At 57.6% G+C, this 26442-nt stretch carries 25 protein-coding genes and 3 pseudogenes; 9 read left to right on the plus strand and 19 right to left on the minus strand.

The genetic code is table 11. The features are described from left to right. Positions 1–24: 24 nt before the first annotated feature. From QRN38_RS28115 to QRN38_RS02410, 4 genes and pseudogenes are all read right to left on the minus strand, one after another. A pseudogene (locus QRN38_RS28115) lies at positions 25–1044 on the minus strand (methyl-accepting chemotaxis protein); the annotation flags it as partial. Positions 1045–1220: 176 nt separating this feature from the next. Further along, positions 1221–2090 (minus strand): methyl-accepting chemotaxis protein, encoded by an 870-nt coding sequence (locus QRN38_RS28120; protein WP_371245728.1) that lies wholly within the window; start codon positions 2088–2090, stop codon positions 1221–1223. Continuing rightward, positions 2091–3251: pseudogene (locus QRN38_RS28125) on the minus strand (methyl-accepting chemotaxis protein); the annotation flags it as partial. Between the two features lie 428 nt (positions 3252–3679). After that, on the minus strand, positions 3680–3904 hold the full coding sequence (locus QRN38_RS02410; protein WP_007244962.1) for a DUF6555 family protein: 225 nt from the start codon (positions 3902–3904) through the stop codon (positions 3680–3682). 424 nt (positions 3905–4328) lie between these two features. On the opposite strand from QRN38_RS02410, the gene QRN38_RS02415 reads away from it, so the two are divergent. From QRN38_RS02415 to QRN38_RS02425, 3 genes are all read left to right on the plus strand, one after another. Then, on the plus strand, positions 4329–5210 hold the full coding sequence (locus QRN38_RS02415) for a manganese catalase family protein (RefSeq protein ID WP_057415336.1): 882 nt from the start codon (positions 4329–4331) through the stop codon (positions 5208–5210). A gap of 87 nt (positions 5211–5297) precedes the next feature. After that, complete coding sequence (locus QRN38_RS02420; protein ID WP_057417692.1) at positions 5298–5495, plus strand: hypothetical protein; 198 nt, start codon at positions 5298–5300, stop codon at positions 5493–5495. Positions 5496–5619: 124 nt separating this feature from the next. After that, positions 5620–5712: a hypothetical protein gene (locus QRN38_RS02425; protein WP_235814507.1), complete on the plus strand. Its 93-nt coding sequence runs from the start codon at positions 5620–5622 to the stop codon at positions 5710–5712. On the opposite strand, the pseudogene QRN38_RS02430 reads toward QRN38_RS02425, so the two are convergent. Then, a pseudogene (locus tag QRN38_RS02430) lies at positions 5679–5858 on the minus strand (DUF4142 domain-containing protein); the annotation flags it as partial. The gene QRN38_RS02425 and the pseudogene QRN38_RS02430 sit on opposite strands and share 34 nt — an antisense overlap. 304 nt (positions 5859–6162) lie before the next feature. Between QRN38_RS02430 and QRN38_RS02435 the strand changes: the two are divergent. The 4 genes from QRN38_RS02435 to QRN38_RS28130 all read left to right on the plus strand — a co-directional run bounded on the left by QRN38_RS02435 (position 6163) and on the right by QRN38_RS28130 (position 9778). Then, positions 6163–7614 (plus strand): iron-containing redox enzyme family protein, encoded by a 1452-nt coding sequence (locus QRN38_RS02435; protein ID WP_057417690.1) that lies wholly within the window; start codon positions 6163–6165, stop codon positions 7612–7614. Beyond that, positions 7611–8585 (plus strand): methyltransferase, encoded by a 975-nt coding sequence (locus QRN38_RS02440; RefSeq protein ID WP_057417689.1) that lies wholly within the window; start codon positions 7611–7613, stop codon positions 8583–8585. The genes QRN38_RS02435 and QRN38_RS02440 overlap by 4 nt, the downstream gene beginning before the upstream one ends. A 166-nt stretch (positions 8586–8751) precedes the next feature. After that, positions 8752–9165, plus strand: coding sequence for a VOC family protein (locus tag QRN38_RS02445; RefSeq protein ID WP_057417688.1), 414 nt, complete (start codon positions 8752–8754; stop codon positions 9163–9165). A gap of 157 nt (positions 9166–9322) precedes the next feature. Then, positions 9323–9778 carry a plasmid fertility inhibition factor family protein gene (locus tag QRN38_RS28130; RefSeq protein ID WP_007244955.1) on the plus strand — a complete coding sequence of 152 codons (456 nt, stop codon included), beginning with the start codon at positions 9323–9325 and terminating at the stop codon, positions 9776–9778. 25 nt (positions 9779–9803) lie between these two features. On the opposite strand, the gene QRN38_RS02450 is transcribed toward QRN38_RS28130, so the two are convergent. Further along, on the minus strand, positions 9804–9986 hold the full coding sequence (locus tag QRN38_RS02450) for a hypothetical protein (protein ID WP_057417687.1): 183 nt from the start codon (positions 9984–9986) through the stop codon (positions 9804–9806). A gap of 685 nt (positions 9987–10671) precedes the next feature. Between QRN38_RS02450 and QRN38_RS02455 the strand changes: the two genes are divergently transcribed. Continuing rightward, a complete protein-coding gene (locus QRN38_RS02455; protein WP_285362362.1) occupies positions 10672–11901 on the plus strand; it encodes an MFS transporter in 1230 nt (409 codons plus the stop codon). After that, on the plus strand, positions 11894–13525 hold the full coding sequence (locus QRN38_RS02460; RefSeq protein ID WP_057417685.1) for an ATP-binding cassette domain-containing protein: 1632 nt from the start codon (positions 11894–11896) through the stop codon (positions 13523–13525). Before QRN38_RS02455 ends, QRN38_RS02460 begins: the two co-directional genes overlap by 8 nt. 298 nt (positions 13526–13823) lie before the next feature. Here QRN38_RS02460 and glmS read toward each other — a convergent pair whose 3' ends face one another. The 13 genes from glmS to QRN38_RS02525 form a co-directional block, all read right to left on the minus strand. Further along, complete coding sequence (gene glmS / locus QRN38_RS02465) at positions 13824–15659, minus strand: glutamine--fructose-6-phosphate transaminase (isomerizing) (RefSeq protein WP_057417684.1); 1836 nt, start codon at positions 15657–15659, stop codon at positions 13824–13826. Between the two features lie 9 nt (positions 15660–15668). Further along, entirely contained in the window at positions 15669–16436 is a 768-nt protein-coding gene (locus tag QRN38_RS02470; RefSeq protein ID WP_005768245.1) for a DeoR/GlpR family DNA-binding transcription regulator, read from the minus strand. A 369-nt stretch (positions 16437–16805) separates the two neighbouring features. Beyond that, entirely contained in the window at positions 16806–18173 is a 1368-nt protein-coding gene (gene glmU / locus QRN38_RS02475; RefSeq protein ID WP_024667331.1) for a bifunctional UDP-N-acetylglucosamine diphosphorylase/glucosamine-1-phosphate N-acetyltransferase GlmU, read from the minus strand. Positions 18174–18298: 125 nt separating this feature from the next. Continuing rightward, entirely contained in the window at positions 18299–18724 is a 426-nt protein-coding gene (locus QRN38_RS02480; protein ID WP_004882435.1) for a F0F1 ATP synthase subunit epsilon, read from the minus strand. Between the two features lie 44 nt (positions 18725–18768). After that, a complete protein-coding gene (gene atpD / locus QRN38_RS02485) occupies positions 18769–20148 on the minus strand; it encodes a F0F1 ATP synthase subunit beta (protein ID WP_003377898.1) in 1380 nt (459 codons plus the stop codon). Between the two features lie 27 nt (positions 20149–20175). After that, positions 20176–21036, minus strand: a complete 861-nt coding sequence (gene atpG, locus QRN38_RS02490) for a F0F1 ATP synthase subunit gamma (RefSeq protein ID WP_003377897.1) — start codon at positions 21034–21036, stop codon at positions 20176–20178. 50 nt (positions 21037–21086) lie between these two features. After that, positions 21087–22631 carry a F0F1 ATP synthase subunit alpha gene (atpA, locus tag QRN38_RS02495; protein ID WP_003377895.1) on the minus strand — a complete coding sequence of 515 codons (1545 nt, stop codon included), beginning with the start codon at positions 22629–22631 and terminating at the stop codon, positions 21087–21089. Positions 22632–22652: 21 nt separating this feature from the next. After that, positions 22653–23189 (minus strand): F0F1 ATP synthase subunit delta, encoded by a 537-nt coding sequence (locus QRN38_RS02500; RefSeq protein ID WP_003315956.1) that lies wholly within the window; start codon positions 23187–23189, stop codon positions 22653–22655. 12 nt (positions 23190–23201) lie between these two features. Further along, complete coding sequence (locus QRN38_RS02505; protein WP_005613564.1) at positions 23202–23672, minus strand: F0F1 ATP synthase subunit B; 471 nt, start codon at positions 23670–23672, stop codon at positions 23202–23204. Between the two features lie 57 nt (positions 23673–23729). Next, positions 23730–23987 (minus strand): F0F1 ATP synthase subunit C, encoded by a 258-nt coding sequence (gene atpE / locus QRN38_RS02510; protein WP_002555987.1) that lies wholly within the window; start codon positions 23985–23987, stop codon positions 23730–23732. Positions 23988–24125: 138 nt separating this feature from the next. Then, a complete protein-coding gene (gene atpB, locus QRN38_RS02515) occupies positions 24126–24995 on the minus strand; it encodes a F0F1 ATP synthase subunit A (RefSeq protein WP_003377888.1) in 870 nt (289 codons plus the stop codon). A 16-nt stretch (positions 24996–25011) separates the two neighbouring features. After that, positions 25012–25419 (minus strand): F0F1 ATP synthase subunit I, encoded by a 408-nt coding sequence (locus QRN38_RS02520; RefSeq protein ID WP_003377886.1) that lies wholly within the window; start codon positions 25417–25419, stop codon positions 25012–25014. Positions 25420–25565: 146 nt separating this feature from the next. Continuing rightward, entirely contained in the window at positions 25566–26438 is an 873-nt protein-coding gene (locus QRN38_RS02525; protein WP_003377885.1) for a ParB/RepB/Spo0J family partition protein, read from the minus strand. Positions 26439–26442: the final 4 nt, after the last annotated feature.

The raw sequence follows: 26442 nt of genomic DNA on the forward strand, positions 1-26442 counted from the left end.
TTGCAACACGCCCAGTTCGTCGCGTCGGGTGATGGCCGCCGAATGGGTCAGGTCGCCGGACGCAATGCGCTCGACAATGGCCAGCGTATCGCGCAGCGGACGGGTGATCTGACGGGTAATGATGACGGCCGCCAGAATACCGAACAGCATCACCAGCACAACGCAGCCCAACTGCAAGTTTCGCGCTTTGGCGGTATCTGCCTTGGCGAGTTGCATCTGGATGCCATACAGCTCTTCGCCCAGTTTGACGATGGCCGCACCTTGCGTGGTCAGGTCTTTACGAACTGCGCCAGCGGTCTGGATCGTCACCTTGAACGCATCGATTGAGGCACGGTAGTTACGCAGAGCGGTTTCCAGTTGCGTAATCCGCTCGCGATTGCCCGCATCAAAAGCGGATTTCAGTTTGTCCAGATGGCTGATGGCAGTATCGAGCAGTTGGAAGACAGCCTTCTCGGTCTTTTCATCCGGCTTGGCGGTGTAACCACGCACTTCATTGCCCACCAACAGCAGGTCCTGCCTGGCGGTGTTTACCAACAAGGCCTGGTCGAAACGCGCCGGCTCCGAAGGGTCCATCTGCATCACGGCATTGTTCAGCGATTCAATGGTTTGAGAAGCAGCGCCAGCATGGGTGGCTATCTCGCCACGCACTTTTGCACCGGACTGATAAGCCGCGCGCATGCGGTTCAGCGATGCTTCGTAATCGCGGGTGATATCCGACAGCTCACCCAGAGGCTTCAGGTTGAGCGGGTTGGTGAACTGTGTCAGCAGCGATTGCTGGTGCGTGCGGAAGACGTCCAGTTTGCTCTGCATGTTCTGCGCGGCGGTCTCGTCGCCTTCGGTGAGCATGTATTGCAGACGCGCAACCCGCAGGTTGGTCAGGTTGTTGCTGAGTTCAGTGATGTTGCCGATTCTGTCGGTGCGATAGATGAGTTTGTCGAGGCTGGTCCAGCCGACGAAGGCGAGAATGGCAGTGAAAAAAAGAACTGTCCCAAAGCCCAATGCCAACTTCATGTTGACGCTGATATTCGCAAAGCCGCTGTTCATAAAATCTCCTGATTATGCTTTTTTAAGTGCACTGAAAGAGCTGAAGATTTGTTTTTATGGACAGCAAAACCGCGCGCCAGAGCTATCGGCCGCACAGGAGCAAAACTTTATAAAAAAGAAATCAGCGCCTGAGCGCTGATTCGGGGGAAGCCAGGGGGCTGAACGCCCCCGGCAGGTCAGGCAACCAGTTTGAAGCGCGCCACGACACTGCGCATGTCACTGGCAACCCGCGCCAACTCTTCGGCCGTGACCGCATTGTTGTCGATGCCCAGCATCAGGGTCCCGGAGCTGTTGCGAATCTCCATGACATTGCGGTTGATGTCCTCGGACACCGCATGCTGCTGCACCGCGGCACTGGCGATCTGGGTGTTCATCTCAACGATGCGCTCCACACCCTGGCTGATGCTCGACAGGCTGCCCGATGCTTCGCTGGCCGCACTGATACAGGCCTGCGCCTTGTGCTGCCCGGCCTGCATCTGTTGCACGGCGGCGTGGGTTGCACTTTGCAGTTGCTCGATGATGCTGCGGATCTCCTGGGTGGAAGCCTGGGTGCGCGATGCCAGGGTGCGGACTTCGTCAGCCACCACCGCAAAACCGCGCCCTTGCTCGCCGGCCCGGGCGGCTTCGATGGCAGCGTTCAGGGCCAGCAGGTTGGTCTGGTCGGCAATCGTGCTGATAACCTGGATAACGCCACCAATCGACTGACTGTGCAGGGCCAGGGCCTGGACTTTCTGGGCGCTGATTTCCACTTCTTCAGCCAACGCCTGAATGGTCGAGTGGGTCTGGCCCATGATGCGCAAACCGTCTCGCGACGCAGTGTTCGCCGCATCAGCCGCCATCGCCGCGCCTTCGGTATTCTGCGCCACGTCGGCGACGCTCGCAGTCATCTCGTTGATGGCCGTGGCCACTTGTTCGGTTTCAGCCTGCTGGGCGTTCATCGATTGCTTGGCCAGACCGATGGAGGTGCCCAGTCGTGCAGCGACGTCGGACAGCTCGTAGGAAGTGCGATCCATGTGCGAAATGGAGCTGGCGAACGCCTCTGCCATCACGTTCAGACCGTTGCCGATATCCGCGATTTCGTCTTTGCTGATCACCTGCGCACGAGCACTCAGATCGCCGTCTGCCAGACGCCGGGTAACACCCAGCAGACTGTCGATGGCAACGCGCAAGGCGCGATAAATGCTGCAGAACGCATAGAGCAGCAAAAGGCCCATCACCACGCACATGGCGATGACGACTTCGCGTTGAAGCAGGAGCGCGTCGTAGCGCGCATCCAGTTCGCCCTGAAGCGCGGTCTGAATTTCGTCCTGAGCCTTGTAGAGGCCCGCGACCACGATATTGCCGCGAGCACTCAGCGCCTGACCCTGCTGCACTGAAAACTCAGAACCTCTGACGTAGGTCGAGAGATCGTTGCGAAAGCTGTCCATCGTTGAGGTGGCAGTGGCTATCGGCTCGCCAATACGGGCAGCGAGTTCTGGAGCGCGACGCTTGAGCAGGCGAATGCTTTGCTCAAGCTCCGCGCGAAATTGCAGCTCGATCTTCAACAGGCTTTCAAGCGAACCGCGCATCGGTACGTTCAGGCCCTGCCCGGTGCTCAATCCCGCCGTAATGCCACGGATCTGACCGGCCACGTTGATTTCCCGAGGCATCCTGATGGTGCTCAGGTCGATCATAAACAGCGAGGCGTAATCTTCGTCCAGCACCATGCCCGAGGTGGCCGAAACGTAGTAGATAAAGTTGAGTGTCTGAGCCAGTTGCTCGTTCCACTGTGCAAAAAACTCGTCTTGCGCAAGGCCCGGCTTGACGCTATCCATCAACGAGCGGGCACCGTCACGCAGGCGCTGCACGCGATTCTCGGTTTCCAGCGTGAGGCCCTGACGAGCGTCCATGTCGGCAAGGTTATTGAAAGCGGTCTCGAGTTGGCCACGGTTGGTGACCAGATCTTGAGCCGCGGACGCATCGCCAGCGAGCAAACGGTTGGTTGCCGCACGCTGCAGCATGGACAGCCGCAGGATGGGCGTTACGACGTGCAGGTACTCTCGACCGACGCGCTCTTGGGCGACGGTGTCGATGCTCGAGTTCAGGCTGTTGAACACCCGCAACCCCAGGACGATGAGCGGAATGACGACGATGATGGCTAATACGGCGAACTTGGCAGGGAAGCGCAGGCGGTTGGTCAGGTAAACACCAGGCGAAAGGATATTCATAACGTTCTCTTTTTAATTAGGGTGCCTGATACGGCTAAAGAAAATCCCTTCTTCGCGTCGCGACAGGTGCTACGTCATCTTTGCCAAGGCTGAACAGGCATATTCGTTCAGATGAAGGCACTGTGACATCACCTCAGAGGCATGCCTCATCGAGAAGTTCAATGAGGGCCATAATCTGATACCCAGCTATCGGCCAGGGCATATGGAACGTGAGCTTGAGAAGGTGCAAGGGGACCGGCGGGGATGGCGCATGACGAACAGAGTCAGGGCCGGGTGTTGATTCAAACGGGGGTTTTTAGACAGATAACACGGGAGACACGCTGGTTTTGGCCGATCGACCGGTTTTTATGCATCAACCGCTACACCGTCGTGCGACATCGTGGCGCACGACGGCGAGCGTTAATGACCGAGCAGACCAAGGCTGTGTTTCAAGCCCTCGTCCACTCCACATTCGACAACCCGAGCTTTTCAGCCTGAGGCTTGCTCAGCTTGGGCACCGGATCGGAACGGTACTTGGGAATCGCACCGAACCCTGCATCCACCGACGCCCAATGCCAGGCCTCTTTGTTGTCCATGACACCCGCTCTTATGTAGAACGTCTTGTAACTGCCATGCAGCAGGTAATCGATACGGTAGTGTTTTTCATCAGCCATGGGAGTGCTCCTGCTTTGTCGACTCGCAAAACAGATCGCAGCCCTTTCGAAAAATTCAAAATATTAATACCGTCATTTAAGATGATGGCATGTAGCTATGCATCAACCCATTCAAATGGATAGAGTCGTGTTACAGGTAACTAATAGACTTTTTTTATAACGGCCGCACTGGAAGTTTCAGCCACGTTTGGACTTGTCCGCTGTGAGGCTCTTTGCGCGGGCCTCCAGCTCATAAAATTTCAAGTTTGTCGTTTACAGCAAATATGAAAATTCTATTGAACTCCATTTTTTAAACCGCTCATCCTGTCGAAGAAAAGTTACCTGCACGTTCACACGTCTGCTCTCTCATAGCCAGTGACTGCGTTGAATCAAGCCCATTCGTATGGGTTGACGCTTCCCAAGAGACAAAGCCTGAGGAAACGACATGTTCATTCATAACAAACGACTTCAATATACCGTCCGTGTAGCCCGTCCAAATCCAGGACTCGCCAACCTGCTGCTTGAGCAGTTTGGTGGTGCGCAAGGTGAGCTGGCTGCCGCTGGACGTTACTTCACTCAAGGCCTGAGCGAAGATGATCCAGGCCGCAAAGACCTGCTGATGAGCATCGCTACCGAGGAACTCAGCCACCTCGAAATCGTGGGCTCGATTATTGTCATGCTCAATAAAGGTGCCAAAGGCCAACTGGCTGAGGGCATCGAAGAAGAAGGCGAGCTGTACCGCGCCATCAACGGCGATGGCAACGACTCGCACATCACCAGCCTGCTGTATGGCGCCGGTGCGCCGTTGACCAACTCGGCCGGTGTACCGTGGACCGCGGCCTACATCGACACCATTGGCGAACCGACAGCCGACTTTCGCTCTAACATTGCCGCTGAAGCACGGGCCAAGATCGTGTACGAGCGATTGATGAACGTCACCGATGATCCAGGCGTGAAAGAAGCACTGGGCTTTTTGATGACCCGTGAGATCGCTCACCAGTTGTCCTTCGAAAAAGCCCTGCACGCCATCCAGCCCAACTTCCCGCAGGGCAAGTTGCCCGGTATGCCGGAGTTCACCAATAAGTTCTTCAACATGTCCGGCGAGCCCAATGTACGCGGCCCCTGGAATCAGGGCGGCGAGTGGGAGTTTGTCGAGTCGCCGCAGCCAGCCGTCGATGGCGGTGATGGTTCTGCGTCTGTGACGCTGGATGCCAACGATGCAGAGGTTCTGGAAATGTTGAAGGAACGGACTATGTCCGACCCGGACTCCAATCCCGTTACCGGTGCTGACCTTGGGTCGGGTTTTGTTCAGGGCGACGATCGTTAAGAAGTTCTCCTTCAAAGGGCTGCCTTGCGAAGGCAGCCCTTCGGGACGCTTTGAACAACGCTGACACCGCGATCAGGAGAAAGGATCATGAAGCAGTCACGCTCCAGCAAGCCCCTCTCGCCTGATGGCGAGTTTGAAAATGCACTGACAGGCGCAGTGTTCGTGAATGGGCTTCGTGCTTTCGAGGCACAGGCGCGTCTTGCACGCAAAGGCTTTCAGGTGGTCATGGCCATCAAAGTCTTCGGTGTTGGAACGTTGCTTGATAACAACTTGCCCAGACGCTGACGACCCGGTCTTGAGTCGCATTCTGCAACACCTTAATACCCCTGCACGCGAGGCTGAACTTCAGCTTCGCCTGTGGATAACTTAATGTTCGAAAAGGATTATCTACATGGCCACGCGTCTGGATATGAAAGACGCTGTGAAATTGCTGAGTGAAACGCTGGCAGAGGAAAAGGGCGCGGACGAGACACTGATCGCTTGTTCGTGCGCCACAACCTGATTGTTCGCACACGCCTGGTCAAATGACTTCTCGCGCATCTCCAGAATCATGGCCTTGGCTTTGTCCATCAGCATAGGGTCTTCAGACACCTCGAGCTTCTTGTCCTTGGCAATCATTGCCAGCTTCTCGTTGGCGGCTGTGTGACACACAGCTACGGCCCATACGAAAAACCTGCGTTCAGCCTTTCTGACGCACGCAACCTACAGCCGGAAAGGTTGCTAGAACGGCACAGGGGACCCGGTTTTTGTATAACAGGCCCAAGCCATTCGCCCTCAGGGAATAACGACGCCTGAAACCATTGCCACCTATCGGTCCCCGGCAAAATACGCTGAATTTTACCCGAGGTGCGGCACTCACTTGTCTACGTTGCATAGAACAGCTGCACAGAAAAACAGAAAGTCCCGCATGACCGCGTCAAGGGTGATTTTCAACTGCCGAGGTACGATTTTCATGACGTCTCTTCAAGTGATGGCCGGCAATGCCGTCGTCAAAACCGTTGTTGAAGAAGCATGTGCAAAAGTCATCTACCAATCATGGATGAATGAGCGTGCTCCAGAACATCAGCACGATGCGGCCATGTTTCTGAACCACTGTCTGGCCCAGGCCGAGCGGGAAAACTGTGATCTTCCGGCCCAGCCCGAGGCGCTTGAACAATGGATGGAACAGAACGTAGGCGTTGTAGCCGATCAATACGCGCAGTATCTGGAACAACGCCGCGCCGGGCAGCCACGACGTTTTTTCAAAACCAAAGCTCAGGCAATGTATTTCATCCAGCAGGTGGCACCGGCCAAACTGGTCGACGGTGCCTGGCTGTATGGTCTGTTGCCACATTGGGCGGACTACCGCTTTCATGGTTTGATTCGTACCTATCTGGAAGAATTGGGCGACGGTGAACAAGCGCAGAACCACGTGTCGCTGTATCGCAAACTGCTCGCCGACCTGGACTGCGACACCAGCGCCCCGCTGCCCGATGAAGCCTATCTGCAAGGTGCCATTCAGCTGTCACTGGGCCAGTTGAGCGAGCAATATTTGCCCGAAGTCATCGGCTACAACCTGGGCTACGAGCAACTGCCGCTGCACTTGCTCATTACCTCGTTCGAGCTGAACGAACTGGGCATCGACCCGTATTACTTCACCCTGCACGTGACCATCGATAACGCCAGCACCGGCCATGCCCGCAAGGCTGCGCAAAGCGTCATCGAGCTGCTGCCTGTGGGGCAGGAACGCGACGAGTTTTATCGCCGGGTCGCCAGTGGTTACCGATTGAACGAGCTGGGCATGGGTTCTACCGCCGTGATCCAGTCCTTCGATCTGGAGCAGGAAGTGGTCGCGATGCTCGAGCGCAAGCGCACGTTCGGTCAGCACATGCATTCCGACTATTGCCGGCTGGATGGCAAGACCGTCAACGAGTGGCTCGCGCAACCCGACCAGATCCCGGAGTTTCTCGACGTGCTGCAAAGCAGGGGCTGGATCAAGCGTCATGAAGACCCTGTTCACAGTCGCTTCTGGAAACTGTTCGAGGGCGTCGGCGCGCCGATGTTCGGGGTGTTCAACGGCTATGAGAAGCAGCTGATGCACGACTGGATAGCGGGTGACTGGCTGTCGGACGGCAGCGCGCCACCGACGGTTGGCAAACGACTGCCCGAAGCGTTTCGCTCGCGTTTTCGCAATCTGCAAAACGCTGGTCAGCCCTCTTCAATTGCTGGCGCACCCACGGCCACAGACGCCGACCCGGACGTACGCGAGCTGCACATGAAACTCGACGCGGCGGCCGCGTCCGAGAAGATGCCCACGCTGATCGAGAGCATGTCGCCCGCCAGGCACGCGACGGCTGCGGGATTGTGCGCCACACGCCTGTTTGTCAGCAGCATGGCTGAGCGAGTGACAGGGGTTAGTGCATGAGTGTTTCTCTACCAGACGCTTCTTTACCGGGCGCTTCTTTACCGGATCAGGCTGCACTGATTGCGTTGGCGCAGCGCCTCAAAACCAATGGTTATCGTTTTGTAACGCCTACGCCGTTGACTCATCAGCAGGTCAATCAACGCCCGGAAAACCGCACGGCCGCCTCGCTGCGCGACGTGTTCGGCTGGAGCCGCCTGATACCGGAAACCATGCTGCCGCTTGCCGAGGCACAAGGCCTGCTGGAAGCCGGCATTCTTGAGCGCAGCGAAGACGGCTTGAAGAGCCGGGTCAGGTTTTCAAGCCTGGATGATTTGCTGTTGATGCATTCCGCATTCCCGACCCTGGATGAAGACTCGGTCTTCTTTGGTCCCGACACCTATCGCTTTGCACAATCGATCAATCACCACCTGCAAAGCACCTCGCACCCGATCAAACGCGCAGCAGACATCGGCTGCGGCACAGGCGCTGGTGCGCTGCTGATCGCCGTTGCGCGCCCGGACGCGCAGGTCTACGCCGTCGACATCAACCCCAAGGCACTGCATTTTGCTCAGGCCAACGCCGTCGTGGCCGGGCTGCACAATATGCAGTGCTGCCACAGCGACATCCTCTCGGGGCTGACCGGCAATTTCGACCTGATCGTCGCCAACCCGCCCTACATGAAAGACGCCAAACGCCGAGCCTACCGCCACGGCGGCGACGCGCTGGGCGCGGACCTGTCAGTGCGCATCCTGCGCGAATCGCTGGATCGCCTCACTCGCGGTGGCTCACTGGTGCTTTACACCGGAGTGGCCATGGTCGGTGAACATGACCCGTTCTTCGAGGCTGTGCGGGACGACATTGATCATGCGGCATTGGCATGGACCTATCGCGAACTGGACCCGGATGTGTTCAGCGAAGAATTGCTTGAAGAGGGTTATGAGGACGTGGACCGTATTGCGGCGGTGGAGCTGGTGGTGACTCGTCGGGGCTAGTTGGGCTGGCCCTGTCTTTCAATAGCTGACGTACATGACGTAGATAAGAACCGAACATTGGCCAGCTCGTCGGCATCCAGAGTAAAACTTGCAAGGCGCCATCGATGATCAGCAACACGTGCTGATCATTGGCGATTTGTTGCAGAACCGAAAAGGATGACGACCGATGCCACGATTGAACAGAATCATAGAAACCGCGCTTTACGTAGACGACCTCGCGAAAGCCAAAAGCTTTTACCTCACCACCCTTGAACTGGACGTCATGTTTGAAAGCCCGACATTGGTCGCTTTCAATGTCGGCGATTCAAACACGCTACTGCTGTTCAAACGCGGCGCTTCGCTGCAGACGCAGTACCTGAGCGGCGGAGAAATTCCGCCTCACGATGCGCACGGGCGTATTCATGTGTGCTTCGCAATCGACGCCGACCAGATGCAACCGTGGGTAGACCGACTTGTTCTGGCAGAAGTCGCTATCGAAGGCCGGACCGAGTGGCCAAAAGGCGGGTCGAGTATTTATTTCCGCGATCCGGATGAAAATCTGGTTGAGCTGCTGACGCCGGGGTGTTGGGCGATTTATTGAGTTGTTATCGCTATAGCTTTTTTGATTAGCTATCTGCGTTCAAAAAGAGAAATTGTTGATCTTGGTTAGATTGACATTTCAGAAAGTCACAGGCAGTTTCCACACTTCACGTTCAGATGCGCGCGTGCCTTTAGCGTTTACCAAATAGGATGTTTGAATGCAATGTGGAATTACTGAACAGTCCGGCGTCTGGACTGTGCCTTTAAGCGCTAAACATACCGCTTACTCAAGCATCTTTTTCACGCGAGGACGGTCGGCACCTAACTATGTTGTGATTTTGGTCGATACCAAGAAATTTATCGCGATGTATGAGAACAACAACGACTCCCTATCCGCCATTCCTCGCGCTGATACCTGGCCCCCCCAACAACTCGCAGGACTCTCCAGCTTTCTTCAACCCACGAGCAGCCACCCAGAAATGCCGAGATTGACATTCAGCTTTGACGAGGTAAGGACTTGGCGATCTCTTTGGTTTAAGCAGAGACGTCCTTGTCTCACTTTCGGTAACGGGCGGCATCGGCTTAGATACCTCGAATACGCAGGAGCACCCTGCATACCGGTTGAGGTAGGTGTAAATGGGGCAAATTTTCTAGCAGACCTGTGTGGTTGCTGAACCATGGTGACCAGTTCAAGCTAATTTAATCATCTTCAGATAAATAGCCAGTTCCACGGAAGGGATCGTAAAAGACGGTTCCTTGGCCACCACAATATTCACATGAATCTGCGCCCATCGCCATCGCAGCTATTGCATTCTCGCAGCGTCTCAGCATACGGATCATATGAATAACCACCACCGCCACAGTCAGAACATCTGACATCATCACGGCCTCCTTAACAGGTTGAGCAGTTGGCATAACCATCTAAACAGTGTGGACACACTGTGTCGCTAGTGTGGTGTTTCAGAAACACCACACTAGGATGCCGGGATCTTTCTGAAAACTGCATCGGGAGCTGAGAGTAGAAGAATGGCAGCAAGATTTGCGAGAAATCGACAAAAAATCTTTGCACGGGATCCGTTACCCCAACCGTCAAGGGCTGATACCTAGTCAACTCGCTGTGTCACTGGTGACTGGGGTCAGGTCGTGGTGAACACGCAAGAGGCTTGGTTCAAGCCGACATCTTGTGCCGTTGGCACGGCAGGCTATCTTGCTACCCAGCCTGAAAGCACAGCACTATCAGCATGTCGCTCTTGTGCCGGTGCATCGGGCCCATGCGCTCATGCCAACTCTGACCTACCATGAAAAGCTCGGCGCGCTGCCAGCACAGCTACGCAAAGCAGCGGGTGTTCGCACGACACTCTCCAAATGTCACTTCAATGTGCTCTATGCAAGGGGGGTCGACATCTTCCGTACCGCTCCGCCCGGCAATCGACGGATTTTTGTGGGTGTGATCTGGCCCTGAGCCAACGCTTTCTCGATGGCCGCTACCTGAGGACCTACGGTGAATGACTCGGATTGCCGCACCTGACACCATGCCCACTCGCACCTTTTTTGCAAGGAGCCAGCCATGACCGCCGTTCTCTCGCAGACACACGCCACTACCAAGGCCGCGCCCTTGATCCTGCTGATGATAATTTTCATCGACGGCCTGGGCACGGCATTGCTGCTGCCGATGCTACCGATGCTGCTCGACCCGGGCGACCCTGCGGGGGTGGTTTTCGGCAGCGCACCTACTGCCGCTCGCACCGCCTGGCTCTACGCCTTGCTGTTGGCAGGCTACGCCTTTGCGATGATGGTGGGCGCGCCTCTGCTGGGTGCGCTTTCTGAACGCATCGGGCGGCGCCCAACGCTTCTGCTTGCGGTGGCCGGATCTGTCGCCGGGTATGCCCTGAGCACTTGGGCGGTGAGCCTGGGCAGCGTGGGCTTGCTGATCGCCGGCCGCTTGCTGGGAGGCACCTTCGCCGGTAGCGTTCCGGTAGCACAGGCCATGCTGGTCCAGACCCCCGACAGCGCAATGAAACGCATTGGCTGGGTAATGTTTGCCATGACTGCGGGGTTTTTCCCCGGTCCCGCGCTCACGGGCATCCTGCTAGCAGCTCATACACCGGGAGCAAGCCTGCTCCTGCCCTTGCAGATCGCGCTGACCCTCAGCGTGCTGTGCCTGTTGATGGCCTTCTTGCTGCCCTCAACCCCAGCTCCGGCTGCAACAATGGGCCCATCGCTGATCAGACAGGTCTTGAACGGCTTCACCTCGCCAGCCACGCGCAGACCATTGTTTGCGCTGCTCTGGCTGCAAATCGGCTGGAATCTCTTTTACCAGTACTTGCCCTGGATGCTCGCACGCCAGAGCCAGACCGTAGGCAGCATCAGCCTACTGTTAACAGTGGTCGGGATCGGCATGTGCATCGCCTTCCTCTGGGTGGCCGGAGCCTTGCAAACCCGGTATCCAGTGCCACAGATCGCGCGCGCTGCCATCCCCGTGCTGGTGGTAAGCTGCGCATTGCTAGCGGCCACGCTCGACAACTCGCTTGCCCTGGTTTTCGGTGCGCTTGCCGCGATCGCCTATGGGGTGGCCTACACTGCCTTGATCGGGCATGCCTTGGCATGCGAGCAGTCAAGCCTGCGTGGCACGGTGCTGGGCATCGCCGCTTCACTGGCTGCCGGCGCCGCAGCCGTCACGGCGTTGCTCGGCGGGATAATCGGCGTCTGGGGCAATCTGCCGCTGGCCTCGTTGAGCGTGGCTGCGCTGGCCCTGAGCTGGGTCATCCTGGTTTTGGGAAGAGATCGAGATGAGTAGCGACAACGCCACCTTGATCATCAAAGACCTGACCTTGCGCCTGCCAGACGGCAGGCCGCTGTTCTCGGGGCTCAACGCAACGTTCTCCAGGCAGTTCACCGGCATCGTCGGGCCCAACGGCAGCGGCAAATCGATGTTGGCGCAGATCATGGCGGGTCGCCTGAGCGCGAGCGAAGGCAGCGTCCAGTGTGCTGGCCGTGTCGGTTATTTGCCGCAATGGCTCGGGCCTATCGACGGGACCGTTGCCGACCTGCTGGGGGTACATAACGCTTTGCAGGCCTTGGCAGAGGTCGAGGCGGGCGCCTGCGACCCAGCGCTGTTCGACCTGATCGACGACCGCTGGAACCTGCCGGGCGATATCCACGCCTGTCTGACGCGCCTGGGCCTGGCCCATCTGCCGCTTGATCGGGCGAGCGAGGCCTTGAGCGGAGGCGAGACTGTACGCCTGATGCTCGCCGGTCTGCGCCTCGGCGGCGCGCGGGTATTGATACTCGACGAGCCCACCAACCATCTGGATCGCCAGGCCCGCGAGCAGTTGAGCAAAGAGCTGCGCCAAGGCAAGGAAACCCGCATTGTCATCTCCCACGACCGGGCGCTGCTGGAACATGCCGATCGTATCCTCGAGCTTCGCAGCGACGCGCTGGTTCAATACAGCGGCGGCTACAACAACTATCGCGAGCAGCGCCAGGCCGAGCAGGACAACGCACAGGCTGCACTGGTCAGGGCACGCGCGGCACGCGACAGCGTCGAGCAGCAGATCACCATGGCCCGCCAGCGCGAAGTGCAAAGTGCCAGTCATGGTCGTAAGGTGGCGCGTGCCACAGGCACCCCGGCCATCGTCGCCAATGCGCAGGCAGAGCGCGCCGAGCAGCACAGCGGCCATCAGCGCATCCAGCAGGCGCGTCTGAGCCAAATGGCGCGAGAGCGGGTCGACCAAGCCAATGCGAACGTCGAGCCGGTACGCCCAAGCCAACTGCTCGCCCCGACCGGCCTGGTCGCCAACGCGACCCAAGTGGTCACGCTCGAACACTGCGAGCTCCCCTACGGCCCACCCGAGAGCCGCTTCATCGATCTCACCCTGCACGGCCCGATGCGAGTCGCGGTGATCGGGCCGAACGGCTGCGGAAAATCAACCCTGCTGAAGGTGATAGCCGGGCAACTGGCGCCCGCCAGCGGCATCACCCGGCATATCTTACGCACTCACCTGATCGACCAGCACGCTCAAACCTTCGACCCCGAGCACAGTATCGAGCAGGTGCTACGCAATGAGCTGGGCACTGTCGAGGAGGGCCGCTTTCGCCAGGTCTTCGCCAACGCCGGGCTCGACGCTCGGCAGATGGCTACGCCATTCGGTCGGCTCAGTGGTGGCGAGCGCCTGCGCGCAACGCTCGCCTGGCTGGCAGGCGGCCCCGAACAGACGCAACTGTTGCTGCTCGACGAAGTGAACAACCATCTCGACATCGCGGCCCTGGAAGCAGTCGAGCAGTTGCTCGGACAATTCAAAGGCGCGCTCATAGTGAGTGCTCACGATCCTGATTTTCTGCAGGCCTTGGAATTGACGCACCAGTTCATCTGGCAACCAACAGGTTGGCGCTACGAGCCGTGGGATGATGGCGGGCAATGAATAGCGAAGGCTGAATTACGAATCCGGGCATCGACAGGTAAGAAAATTCCCGAATCTGAAGCCCGGCACCTCAAGGCATAGTGAGCCAGGACTGTCCTACGCGCGCTCCAGACGCTTCGCCGTTGTTGGACTTGGCAAGCAGAGCTGACTTCCCGGGATCGGGATTTGGCGAGCGGGCGTTAGAGACCGGCGATGCATCGTGCCAACGTTATTCATTCTGCCCCGATAAACGACTGGGGCAGAGCATATGAAGACCTCTATTTTTTGAAACCAGTAAAAACCACACCCTGTGGATAACTCACTCCACCGTCACCGACTTCGCCAGATTCCGCGGCTGATCAACGTCCGTCCCCTTCAACACCGCCACGTAATACGAAAGCAGCTGCAACGGAATGGTGTACAGAATCGGTGCCAGCGCATCGATGATGTGCGGCATGGCGATGACGTGGGTGCCTTCGCCGTTTTTCATGCCGGCTTGCTCGTCAGCGAATACGATCAACTCGCCACCGCGCGCGCGGACTTCCTGCAGGTTGGATTTGAGTTTTTCCAGCAGCTCGTTGTTCGGCGCGACGGTGACAACCGGCATGTCGGCGTCGACCAATGCCAGCGGGCCGTGTTTGAGTTCGCCAGCCGGGTAGGCTTCGGCGTGGATGTAGGAAATCTCTTTGAGCTTGAGCGCGCCTTCCATGGCCACCGGGAATTGCGCGCCGCGCCCGAGGAACAGGGTGTGGTGTTTCTCAGCGAACAGCTCGGCGACTTTCTCGATGGTGCCGTCCATTGCCAGGGCTTCACCCAGACGAGTGGGCAGGCGACGCAGTTCTTCGACCAGTTGTGCTTCGACGCCCTCCTCCAACGAGCCTTTGACCTGGCCCAGTGATAGAGTCAGCAGCAGCAAGGCGACCAGTTGCGTGGTGAAGGCCTTGGTGGATGCCACGCCGATTTCCGGGCCGGCCTGGGTGAGCAGGGTCAGGTCGGATTCCCGCACCAGCGAGCTGATGCCAACGTTGCAGATTGCCAAGCTGGCCAGAAAGCCCAACTCTTTGGCATTGCGCAGCGCGGCCAGCGTGTCAGCGGTTTCGCCTGATTGCGAGATGGAGACGAACAGGGTATCCGGCTGAACCACAACCTTGCGGTAGCGGAACTCGCTGGCCACTTCTACCTGGCAAGGTATGCCAGCGATGCCTTCAAGCCAGTAACGCGCGACCATGCCGGCGTGATAGCTGGTGCCACACGCCACGATCTGAACGTTACGCACTTTGGCGAACAGCTCGGCTGCCTGTGGACCAAATGCGTGGACCAACACCTGATGCTGGCCCAGACGACCTTCAAGGGTGCGCTGCACGACTTTAGGTTGCTCGTGGATTTCCTTGAGCATGAAGTGGCGATATTCGCCTTTGTCGGCGGCTTCTGCACCTTCGTGGTACTGCACCACTTCACGTTCAACCGGCAGGCCGTCAACAGTCCAGATCTGCACGCTGTCGCGACGGATCTCGGCGATGTCGCCTTCTTCCAGGTACATGAAACGGTCGGTCACCTGACGCAGCGCCAGTTGATCGGAGGCCAGGAAGTTTTCGCCCATGCCAACGCCGATCACCAGCGGGCTGCCACTGCGGGCGGCCAGCAGGCGATCAGGCTGTGCGGCGTTGATCACCGCAAGGCCGTAGGCACCGTGAAGTTCTTTCACGGCAGACTTCAGGGCAACCGCCAGATCAGGCGTGTCCTTGAGTTTGTGGTGCAGCAGGTGAACGATGACTTCGGTGTCGGTATCGGAAGCGAATACATAACCCAGGCTCTTGAGCTGTTCGCGCAGGGCCTCGTGGTTTTCGATGATGCCGTTGTGGACAACTGCCAGCTCGTCGGCCGAAAAGTGTGGGTGTGCATTACGCTCGCACGGTGCGCCATGCGTGGCCCAGCGGGTGTGAGCAATGCCCAGACGGCCAATCAGTGGCTCGCCGGCCAGCGCCTGTTCCAGCTCGCTGACCTTGCCGGAGCGACGACGGCGCTCAAGAACGCCTTCGTTAGTGAAGACAGCCACGCCTGCGCTGTCATAGCCGCGATATTCAAGGCGCTTGAGGCCTTCGAGCAAAATGGCCGTGATATTACGTTCAGCAACGGCGCCGACGATTCCACACATGGTTCTCTCCTAACTGACAGCGGCACAAATGAGATTGATGCCACGGGCCTGTATCTGATCGCGCGCTTCAACGGGCAGGCGATCATCAGTAATAAGGGTATGGATACTGCTCCAGGGCAGTTCCAGATTGGGGATCTTGCGGCCGACCTTGTCGGCTTCGACCATGACCACGACTTCCCGGGCGACTTCAGCCATGACCCGGCTCAAGCCCAGCAGCTCATTGAACGTGGTGGTGCCACGAATCAGATCGATGCCGTCGGCACCGATGAACAACTGATCGAAATCGTATGAGCGCAATACCTGCTCGGCGACCTGTCCCTGAAACGACTCGGAATGCGGGTCCCACGTCCCACCGGTCATCAACAGCACTGGCTCGTGCTCCAGGTCGGTGAGTGCGCGGGCGACGTGCAGGGAGTTGGTCATGACCACCAGGCCGGGTTGCTGGCCCAGTTCAGGAATCAACGCAGCAGTAGTGCTGCCGCTGTCGACGATGATCCTGGCGTGCTCACGAATCCTTGAAACGGCAGCGCGAGCGATGGCCTGTTTATAGCGGGACACCGGCTGACTGCTTTCACTGATCAACTCGTGGGGCAAAGGAATCGCACCACCATAGCGGCGTAATAGCAGGCCATTGGTTTCCAGTGCCGCCAGATCCTTTCGGATCGTAACTTCGGAAGTTTCAAAGCGCCTGGCCAGATCATCGACACTCACTTCACCCTGCTCGTTGAGCAAGGCAAGGATGTTGTGGCGGCGTTGTGGTGTATTGCGCTTCGTCATGACTGCCTTATGTTTCGTTTCGAAAGATAACGAAGGCAATCAAAACCTATTTTTGCGGATTGGTCAAGGCCAGAGGGTTTGGCAGGACACTTTTATTGGCTCCCTGCCGCTACTTTGTGTGCAGCAATTGTGGAGCAGAGTGTAATGCAAGGCACTCCCACTGGAGCATGAGGAACGAGATTCTCGTAACTAACGTTCCAGTGATCCGCTCTCAGAAGTATGCATAGGCCAGTTGGACCGATCCGGAATGCATTTTTGTGGGAGCGGACTTGTCCGCGAAAGCTATTCACAAAGATTCCAGGACGTGAGATGGCTTTCGCGGACGAGTCCGCTCCCACAGGGCATCATTTTTTCCGGGCTGTGGATAACTCAGTCTTTCCTGATTTTAACCGGCCGCTTCCAGCCTTCGATGTTGCGTTGGCGGGCGCGGGCCACGCCGAGTTGTTCAGCAGGTACATTCTGCGTGATGGTCGAACCGGCTGCAGTCGTCGCACCGTCCAGGATATCCACAGGCGCAACCAGAGAGTTGTTGGAACCGATGAAGACGTCTGCACCCAACGTGGTCTTGTGCTTGTTGGCACCATCGTAGTTACAGGTGATGGTGCCGGCACCGATATTGGTGCGTGCGCCAACTTCGGCGTCGCCCAGGTACGTCAGGTGGCCGACCTTGGCACCCTCGCCGAGGTTCGCATTCTTGAGCTCGACAAAGTTACCCACATGCGCCCTGGCACCCAGCACACTGCCAGGCCGCAAGCGTGCGAACGGGCCGGCATCGCTGCACTCGCCCAATAGTGCGCCGTCGATATGGCTGTTGGCTTTGACGACCACACCCTTGCGCAAGGTGCTGTCCTTGATAACGCAGTTAGGGCCGATCACCACGTCGTCTTCAATGATCACCTTGCCTTCGAGGATCACGTTGATGTCGATCAGCACATCCCGCCCGACACTGACCTCACCGCGCACATCGAATCGCGACGGGTCACGCAAGGTGACGCCTGCCGCCATCAGACGGCGTGCCTCGCGCAGTTGATAATGACGCTCCAGTTCCGAGAGCTGCTTGCGATCATTGGCTCCCTGCACTTCCATTGCGTCGTGTGGCTGTTCAGTCGCAACCACGAGGCCGTCATTGACCGCCATCGCGATGACATCGGTCAGGTAATACTCGCCTTGGGCGTTGTTGTTGGAGAGGCGCCCGAGCCAGTCCTGCAAATGGGAGGCAGGCACCGCGAGAATCCCGGTGTTGCCTTCGGTGATTGCCTTCTGCGCATCAGTGGCATCTTTGTGCTCGACGATAGCGCAAACGCGATGCTGATCGTCACGAACGATACGACCGTAGCCGGTGGGGTCATCCAGCTTCACGGTCAACAAGCCGAGTTGCTCGGGTGTCACCCGCTTGAGCAGACGCTGAAGGGTTTCCACTTCGATCAGCGGTACATCGCCGTACAGAATCAATACGGTTTCAGCCGTCAGCGCAGGCAATGCCTGAGCAACCGCATGGCCTGTGCCCAGCTGTTTATCCTGCATCACGAAATTCAGGTCGTCGGCCGCAAGCTGTTCACGCACAGCATCCGCGCCGTGGCCAATCACCACATGGATGCCAACTGGGGATAACTGACGCGCGCTGTGGATAACATGGCCGAGCATGGAATTGCCTGCCACTGGATGTAGAACCTTGGGCAGTGCCGAACGCATCCGGGTACCTTGGCCAGCAGCGAGAATAACGATATCGAGAGACATGATAGGACTACCAACTGAGCGGCAACCGGTACCGTAGGCAGGCTGACGTGGAAAAGGATATCTGAAAAAAGAAAAAGGGTAGCCGAAGCTACCCTTTTTCTCAATCGCGCACAGGAGTCAGCGGGTTAGCCGCCAAACTTCTTGCGAATTTGCTGAACGGTGCGCAGCTGAGCTGCAGCCTCGGCCAGACGAGCAGTTGCAGATCCGTAATCGAAATCCGCGCCTTTTTCGTTCAGGGCTTTCTCGGCAGCCTTGACAGCGGCCTGAGCAGAAGCTTCGTCCAGGTCGGCAGCACGTTGCACAGTGTCGGCAAGCACCTTGACCATGTTCGGCTGAACCTCAAGGAAACCACCGGAGATGTAGAACACCTCCGCTTCCCCACCCTGCTTGATCAAGCGGATCGGGCCCGGCTTCAGATCAGTGATCAGCGGCGCGTGGCCTGGAGCGATACCGATATCACCCAGGTTGCCGTGCGCAATCACCATCTCGACCAGACCGGAGAAGATTTCCCCTTCCGCGCTGACGATGTCGCAATGGACTGTCATAGCCATTTGCTTGCCTCAACCTAATTAGCGCCCGTTGCCGGGCGCCGGGATTACAGTTTCTTGGCTTTCTCGATCGCTTCTTCGATGCCGCCGACCATGTAGAACGCTTGTTCTGGCAGGTGGTCGTAGTCACCGTTGAGGATGCCTTTGAAGCCAGCAATGGTGTCTTTCAGGGAAACGTATTTACCCGAAGCACCGGTGAAGACTTCTGCCACGAAGAAAGGCTGGGACAGGAAGCGCTGGATCTTACGAGCACGGTTAACCAACTGTTTGTCGGTCTCCGACAGCTCGTCCATACCCAGGATCGCGATAATGTCTTTCAGCTCTTTGTAACGCTGCAACACGTACTGAACGCCGCGAGCGGTGTCGTAGTGTTCCTGGCCAATGACGTTCGGGTCCAGCTGGCGCGAAGTCGAATCCAGTGGATCTACCGCCGGGTAAATACCCAGGGAAGCGATATCACGGGACAGAACGACGGTGGCGTCCAAGTGGGCAAACGTGGTCGCTGGCGACGGGTCAGTCAAGTCGTCCGCGGGTACGTATACGGCCTGGATCGAGGTGATCGAACCATTCTTGGTGGAAGTGATGCGCTCTTGCAGAGTGCCCATCTCTTCAGCCAGGGTCGGCTGGTAACCTACTGCGGAAGGCATACGGCCCAGCAGTGCGGATACTTCAGTACCGGCCAGGGTGTAACGATAGATGTTGTCGACGAACAGCAGAACGTCGTTACCTTCGTCACGGAACTTCTCGGCCATGGTCAGGCCGGTCAGTGCTACGCGCAGACGGTTACCCGGCGGCTCGTTCATCTGACCGTAAACCAGTGCCACTTTGTCCAGAACGTTGGAGTCCTTCATCTCGTGGTAGAAGTCGTTACCCTCACGAGTACGCTCACCCACACCGGCGAACACGGAATAACCGCTGTGCTCGATGGCGATGTTACGGATCAGTTCCATCATGTTTACGGTCTTGCCGACACCGGCACCACCGAACAGACCGACTTTACCGCCTTTGGCGAACGGGCAGACCAGGTCGATAACCTTGATGCCGGTTTCCAGAAGGTCGTTGCCGCCAGCTTGCTCAGCGAAGGACGGTGCAGGACGGTGAATGCCCCAGCGCTCTTCGGTGGCAATCGGGCCAGCTTCGTCGATCGGGTTGCCCAGCACGTCCATGATCCGGCCCAGCGTCGCTTTACCGACCGGTACGGAGATGGCTGCGCCAGAGTCTGTTACTTCCAGACCACGCTTCAAGCCCTCGGTGGAGCCCATCGCAATGGTACGAACCACGCCGTCGCCCAGCTGCTGCTGAACTTCCAGGGTGGTTCCTGCCGCGCTTTTGACTTCCAGCGCGTTGTAGATACTCGGTACGCTATCGCGTGGGAATTCCACGTCGATCACGGCGCCGATGATTTGAACGATACGTCCGCTACTCATTAGCTGGTTCCTCTAATATTTGAACCGTTAAACCGCGGCAGCGCCGCCGACGATTTCCGAGATCTCTTGGGTGATCGCTGCCTGACGCGCCTTGTTGTAGATCAGCTGCAAATCACTGATCAAATCACCGGCGTTGTCTGTGGCGTTCTTCATCGCGATCATCCGCGCTGCTTGTTCAGCTGCGTTGTTCTCGACCACCGCCTGGTACACCTGCGATTCCACGTAGCGAACCATCAGGCCGTCAAGCAGCTCTTTGGCGTCGGGTTCGTAGAGATAGTCCCAGTGGTGCTTGAGCCCTTGATCCGGGGTTGCCACCAGCGGAATCAATTGCTCCACGGTGGGTTGCTGGGTCATGGTGTTGATGAACTTGTTGGATACCACGGACAGGCGATCAATACGGCCATCCAGGTAGGCATCCAGCATCACCTTGACGCTGCCGATCAAGTCGTTGATCGACGGCTCTTCGCCCAGGTGGCTGATCGCAGCGACGACGTTACCGCCGAAGTTGCGGAAAAATGCCGCACCTTTGCTGCCGACCACGCACAGATCGATCTCTACACCGTTTTCACGGTTCACCGCCATGTCCTTGACCAGAGTCTTGAACAGGTTGGTATTCAAGCCACCACACAGACCACGGTCACTGCTCACTACGACATAACCGACACGCTTCAAAGGGCGCTCGATCATGAACGGGTGGCGATACTCCGGGTTGGCGTTTGCCAGATGACCAATCACCTGACGAATGCGCTCCGCGTAAGGACGGCTAGCAGCCATACGCATTTGAGCCTTGCGCATTTTGCTGACCGCCACTTTTTCCATGGCGCTGGTGATCTTTTGCGTGCTTTTGATGCTCGCAATCTTGCTGCGAATCTCTTTTGCGCCTGCCATGTAACACCTATCAGGTTAGCAAGCGGGAGCCTTGCGGCCCCCGCTGCGGCTTACCAGGTTTGGGTGGCCTTGAACTTCTCGATACCGGCTTTCATGCCAGCGTCGATTTCGTCATTGAAGTCACCCTTAACGTTGATCTTGGCCATCAAATCGGCGTGATCGCGGTTGAAGTAAGCAATCAGCGCTTGTTCAAAGCTGCCGATCTTGGCGATTTCGACGTCAGTCAGGAACCCACGCTCAGCGGCATACAGCGACAGCGCCATGTCAGCGATCGACATTGGTGCGTATTGCTTCTGCTTCATCAGCTCGGTAACGCGCTGACCATGCTCAAGTTGCTTGCGGGTCGCCTCGTCCAGGTCAGAAGCGAACTGGGCGAATGCCGCCAGTTCACGGTACTGAGCCAGAGCGGTACGGATACCACCGGAAAGCTTCTTGATGATCTTGGTCTGAGCGGCACCACCCACACGGGATACCGAAACACCGGCGTTCACAGCCGGACGGATGCCGGAGTTGAACATGGCCGATTCCAGGAAGATCTGACCGTCGGTGATGGAAATCACGTTGGTCGGAACGAACGCGGAAACGTCGCCAGCCTGGGTTTCGATGATCGGCAGCGCGGTCAGGGAGCCGGTTTTGCCGGTCACTGCGCCGTTGGTGAACTTCTCTACGTACTCTTCGGAAACACGCGATGCGCGCTCCAGCAGACGGGAGTGGAGATAGAACACGTCGCCTGGGTAAGCTTCACGGCCTGGTGGACGGCGCAGCAGCAGGGAAATCTGGCGGTAAGCCACTGCTTGCTTGGACAGATCGTCATAAACGATCAGCGCGTCTTCACCGCGGTCGCGGAAGAATTCACCCATGGTGCAACCCGAGTACGGTGCAAGGAATTGCAGCGCAGCGGATTCGGAAGCACTTGCAGCCACGACGATGGTGTTAGCCAGTGCGCCGTTTTCTTCGAGCTTGCGAACAACGTTGGCGATGGTCGATTGCTTCTGACCGATTGCTACGTAGACGCAGAAGATGCCGCTGTTCTTCTGGTTGATGATTGCGTCGATGGCCAGAGCGGTTTTACCGATCTGACGGTCACCGATGATCAGCTCACGCTGGCCACGGCCGACAGGAATCATGGCATCGACAGCCTTGTAGCCAGTCTGTACAGGCTGGTCTACCGACTTACGCCAGATCACGCCTGGAGCAACTTTCTCGACCGCATCGGTCTCGGTGTTGTTCAGCGGACCTTTGCCGTCAACAGGGTTACCCAGTGCATCGACAACGCGACCCAGCAGTTCCTTACCCACCGGAACCTCGAGGATGCGGCCAGTGCACTTGGCGCTCATGCCTTCAGCCAGAGTCGTGTAAGCGCCCAGTACAACGGCACCTACGGAGTCTTGCTCAAGGTTCAGCGCCATACCGTAGACGCCGCCCGGAAACTCGATCATCTCGCCGTACATTACGTCGGCCAGACCGTGAATCCGCACGATACCGTCAGACACGCTGACGACTGTGCCTTCGTTACGGGCTTGGGAGGTTACATCGAGCTTGTCGATGCGACCCTTGATGATTTCACTTATTTCGGAAGGATTGAGTTGCTGCATTGCTCTGCTGCCCCTTCAAACTCAAGATTTCAATGCTTCGGCTAGTTTCGCGATTTTGCCGCGAACTGAGCCATCGATAACCAGGTCGCCGGCGCGGATTACGACACCCCCTATAAGAGAGGCATCCTCCGCAGCATGCAGGCGCACTTCCCGGCCGAGCCGTGCACTGAGAACCTTGGCGAGTTTGTCTTGCTGTTCTTGGTTCAATGCAAAAGCACTGGTGACATCCACATCGACCGATTTTTCCTGCTCGGCCTTGTACAGGTCGAACAGTTCGGCGATCTCCGGCAGAAGCGGGAGACGGTCGTTTTCAGCAACGACGTGAATGAAATTCTGTGCCTTGGCATCGAACTTTTCGCCACACACTTCAATAAAAGTGGTGGCCTTTTGTGCGCTCGTCAGTCGCGGGGCCTTGAGCATGCGCTGCATGGTGTCGTCTTGCGACACTGCAGCAGCCAGGCCGAGCATGGCTGACCAATTGGCCAGTTGCTGGTGGGCCTGCGCATGCTCGAAGGCCGCCTTCGCGTAAGGTCGGGCCAACGTGGTCAGTTCTGCCATGATCGCCCTCGCTTAAATTTCAGCAGCCAGTTTGTTAACCAGCTCCGCGTGCGCGTTTTGATCGATTGTGGCGCCCAGAATCTTCTCTGCGCCATTGACTGCCAGGCTACCCAACTGGGCGCGCAAGGCGTCTTTGACACCGTTCAGTTCCTGCTCGATCTCGGCCTGAGCCTGAGCCTTCACACGGTCAGCTTCAACGCGTGCCGTTTCACGGGCCTCGTCGACAATCTGAGTTCCGCGCTTCTTGGCTTGCTCAATGATCTCGGCTGCTTGAGCCTTAGCTTCGCGCAGTTGTTGACCCACTTTATCTTGGGCCAGCTCCAGGTCGCGAGCTGCTCGGGAAGCAGCGTCCAGTCCATCCGCGATCTTCTTCTGACGTTCGTGCAAAGCAGCGATGACCGGAGGCCACACGTACTTCATGCAGAACAGCACAAAGATGAAGAACGCAACGGACTGACCAATCAGGGTTGCATTAATGTTCACGCCAACACCTCGCTCGTTCGTTGTCCATCACACCAATCAACTCGAAAATTCGAGTGATCAGCCAGCGAGTTGACCAACGAAGGGGTTCGCAAAGGTGAAGAACAGAGCGATACCGACACCGATCATGGTCACGGCGTCGAGCAGGCCCGCAACGATGAACATTTTGACTTGCAGCATTGGGACCATTTCCGGTTGACGCGCAGCGCCTTCCAGGAACTTGCCGCCCAACAGGCCGAAACCGATTGCAGTACCCAGTGCGCCCAGGCCGATCAACAGTGCAACAGCGATAGCGGTTAGACCAACTACAGTTTCCATCTTTCCTCCCGACTTTTACGTCGTATTGGTTAGGTTTTTTTAATTGAAGCGGTAAAACAAAATCGTTTCTACATCAGCCCTTGCGGGCACCGCCTCGCCGATGGCGAGACGGTCATCAGACACGTCGTGAGACGAATCTCAATGGTTGTCTTCGTGCGCCATCGACAGGTAGACGATGGTCAGCATCATGAAGATAAACGCCTGCAGGGTGATGATCAGGATGTGGAACACAGCCCACGCCCACTGCAGAACAATACCCAGGCCGCTGAGCCACAACAGACCGCTGCCGAACATCACGGCGATCAGAATGAAGACCAGCTCGCCAGCATACATGTTGCCGAACAGACGCAGAGCCAGAGAAATCGGCTTGGCGATCAGCGTGACGAATTCGAGCAGGAAGTTGACCGGGATCAGCAGTGCCTGAACGAAGATGTTCTTGCTGCCGAACGGGTGAAGGGTCAGTTCGCCGATGAAGCCGCCAATGCCCTTGACCTTGATGCTGTAGAAAATGATCAGCGCGAACACCGACAGGGCCATGCCCAGCGTCGCATTCGGGTCGGTGGTCGGTACGGCGCGGAACGGAATGTGCTCGTCGCCCGAGATCATCATCGCCAGTTGTGGAATCCAGTCCACCGGTACCAGATCGACCGCGTTCATCAGGAAAACCCAGACGAAGATGGTCAGAGCCAGTGGCGCGATGACCGCGCTACGACCGTGGAAACTGTCTTTCACGCTGCCGTCGACGAACTCGACCAGAACTTCAACGAAGTTCTGCAGGGCGCCTGGCTGACCGGAAGTTGCCTTCTTGGCCGCCATGCGGAAGATCAGAACGAAAATCAGACCCAACGCAACCGACCAGCCGAGTGTATCGACGTGGAAGGCCCAGAAACCCATTTCCTTGGCTTCTGCTGCGGTGTGGGCAAAGCCCCAATCGCCATTGGGCAGGTGCCCGAATGTAAGGTTCTGCAAGTGGTGCTGGATATAGCCCGAAGCTGTTTGCTCTGCCATGGTTGCCTCAAACGCCCTAAGGTCTCGAAAGTCTTGTTCTCGTAAGCAGGGGAGCGAACCAGTTGACCACCTGGATCAACATGAACACGCCGAATACAGCCAGCGGCGCCAATGGCTTCACACCTGCGAACGTCAATGCAAAAAGCACTGCCGTGAAAATCAGTTTGCCAGCCTCGCCGGCGTAGAACGACCGCACGATGGCTTGCGCTGCCCGGGCCCCGGAAAACCGGAATGCCTTGTGGGCAAAGTATAAATTGGGTAGCCACGCTATCAGGCCTCCGCAGAGTCCCGAGTATCCCGCTACGACTCCTTGCCACTGCCACAGCACCAACGCGGCGATGAGCAGGACGATCAATTGAGCCAGCAATAACGGAAAAACCGCCAGGCGATAGAACGGCAAGCGGTCTGGCATGCGGGATTCCATCGCAACTGCTCCTCTGATGTCGGTCGCCATAATCAATAACTTGGCATAATTTGTGCCGACAAAATGCGCGCAGAGTATAGGGGCGGTTCAGCCCCTATTCAACAGGCGGGTAGTGATTTCCGACTACACGCTACAGAGCAATTGTTTCAGCGGATGTGAGCGAGCACTCCTTGCAGCTCATCCAGCGAGTTGTAACGGATGACCAATTGACCCTTGCCCTTCTGACCATGGCGAATCTGCACTGCAGAGCCCAGACGCTCGGCCAGACGCTGCTCGAGCCGGCTGATGTCCGGGTCGGCCTTGGCCGGTTCTGCCGCCTCGGGCTTGCCGCTCAGCCATTGCCTGACCAGTGCTTCGGTCTGGCGTACGGTCAACCCGCGTGCGACAACGTGTCGCGCACCTTCGACCTGCCGATCTTCACCCAGGCCGAGCAATGCACGGGCATGACCCATTTCCAGGTCGCCATGCGACAACATGGTCTTGATGGCCTCGGGCAGTGCGATCAGGCGCAACAGGTTGGCCACGCTGACCCGCGATTTGCCAACGGCATCCGCCACTTGCTGCTGGGTCAGCTGAAACTCCTGCTGCAAACGCTGCAACGCCATGGCTTCTTCGATGGGGTTGAGGTCTTCACGCTGAATGTTTTCGATCAGCGCCATCGCAATGGCAGTTTCGTCCGGTACGTCACGAACCATCGCCGGGATGGTCTCGACGCCAGCCTGCTGGCTGGCGCGCCAGCGACGTTCGCCGGCGATGATTTCAAAACGGTTGTTGCCGATCGGACGAACCACGATCGGCTGCATCACACCCTGCGACTTGATCGACTGCGCGAGCTCTTCAAGCGCTTGCGGGTCCATGTCACGACGCGGCTGATACTTGCCGCGCTGGATCAGGTCCAGCGGCACATGTTGCAACTCGCTGGGTGGTGCCTTGACGGCCTGCTCTTCCAGCGAACTGACGGTTGGACTGCTCAGAAGTGCGTCCAACCCACGTCCGAGACCTCGTTTCTTGACGGCCATGGAA

The sequence above is a fragment of the Pseudomonas sp. CFBP2511 genome (genome assembly GCF_030209255.1).
Taxonomy (GTDB): domain Bacteria; phylum Pseudomonadota; class Gammaproteobacteria; order Pseudomonadales; family Pseudomonadaceae; genus Aquipseudomonas; species Aquipseudomonas avellanae.

Bases quoted from the DNA above. Each gene is read 5' to 3' on its own strand.
- QRN38_RS02410 (WP_007244962.1), bottom strand. From the start codon at position 3,904: ATGGCTGATGAAAAACACTACCGTATCGATTACCTGCTGCATGGCAGT.
- QRN38_RS02480 (WP_004882435.1), bottom strand. From the start codon at position 18,724: ATGGCTATGACAGTCCATTGCGACATCGTCAGCGCGGAAGGGGAAATC.
- QRN38_RS02470 (WP_005768245.1), bottom strand. From the start codon at position 16,436: ATGACGAAGCGCAATACACCACAACGCCGCCACAACATCCTTGCCTTG.
- QRN38_RS02455 (WP_285362362.1), top strand. From the start codon at position 10,672: ATGACCGCCGTTCTCTCGCAGACACACGCCACTACCAAGGCCGCGCCC.
- glmS (WP_057417684.1), bottom strand. From the start codon at position 15,659: ATGTGTGGAATCGTCGGCGCCGTTGCTGAACGTAATATCACGGCCATT.
- QRN38_RS02420 (WP_057417692.1), top strand. From the start codon at position 5,298: ATGAAGCAGTCACGCTCCAGCAAGCCCCTCTCGCCTGATGGCGAGTTT.
- QRN38_RS02425 (WP_235814507.1), top strand. From the start codon at position 5,620: ATGAAAGACGCTGTGAAATTGCTGAGTGAAACGCTGGCAGAGGAAAAG.
- QRN38_RS02525 (WP_003377885.1), bottom strand. From the start codon at position 26,438: ATGGCCGTCAAGAAACGAGGTCTCGGACGTGGGTTGGACGCACTTCTG.
- atpE (WP_002555987.1), bottom strand. From the start codon at position 23,987: ATGGAAACTGTAGTTGGTCTAACCGCTATCGCTGTTGCACTGTTGATC.
- QRN38_RS02445 (WP_057417688.1), top strand. From the start codon at position 8,752: ATGCCACGATTGAACAGAATCATAGAAACCGCGCTTTACGTAGACGAC.
- atpG (WP_003377897.1), bottom strand. From the start codon at position 21,036: ATGGCAGGCGCAAAAGAGATTCGCAGCAAGATTGCGAGCATCAAAAGC.
- QRN38_RS02520 (WP_003377886.1), bottom strand. From the start codon at position 25,419: ATGGAATCCCGCATGCCAGACCGCTTGCCGTTCTATCGCCTGGCGGTT.
- QRN38_RS02415 (WP_057415336.1), top strand. From the start codon at position 4,329: ATGTTCATTCATAACAAACGACTTCAATATACCGTCCGTGTAGCCCGT.
- QRN38_RS02450 (WP_057417687.1), bottom strand. From the start codon at position 9,986: ATGATGTCAGATGTTCTGACTGTGGCGGTGGTGGTTATTCATATGATC.
- QRN38_RS28130 (WP_007244955.1), top strand. From the start codon at position 9,323: ATGCAATGTGGAATTACTGAACAGTCCGGCGTCTGGACTGTGCCTTTA.
- QRN38_RS28120 (WP_371245728.1), bottom strand. From the start codon at position 2,090: ATGGCAGAGGCGTTCGCCAGCTCCATTTCGCACATGGATCGCACTTCC.
- atpB (WP_003377888.1), bottom strand. From the start codon at position 24,995: ATGGCAGAGCAAACAGCTTCGGGCTATATCCAGCACCACTTGCAGAAC.
- QRN38_RS02460 (WP_057417685.1), top strand. From the start codon at position 11,894: ATGAGTAGCGACAACGCCACCTTGATCATCAAAGACCTGACCTTGCGC.
- atpD (WP_003377898.1), bottom strand. From the start codon at position 20,148: ATGAGTAGCGGACGTATCGTTCAAATCATCGGCGCCGTGATCGACGTG.
- QRN38_RS02440 (WP_057417689.1), top strand. From the start codon at position 7,611: ATGAGTGTTTCTCTACCAGACGCTTCTTTACCGGGCGCTTCTTTACCG.
- QRN38_RS02500 (WP_003315956.1), bottom strand. From the start codon at position 23,189: ATGGCAGAACTGACCACGTTGGCCCGACCTTACGCGAAGGCGGCCTTC.
- atpA (WP_003377895.1), bottom strand. From the start codon at position 22,631: ATGCAGCAACTCAATCCTTCCGAAATAAGTGAAATCATCAAGGGTCGC.
- QRN38_RS02435 (WP_057417690.1), top strand. From the start codon at position 6,163: ATGACGTCTCTTCAAGTGATGGCCGGCAATGCCGTCGTCAAAACCGTT.
- glmU (WP_024667331.1), bottom strand. From the start codon at position 18,173: ATGTCTCTCGATATCGTTATTCTCGCTGCTGGCCAAGGTACCCGGATG.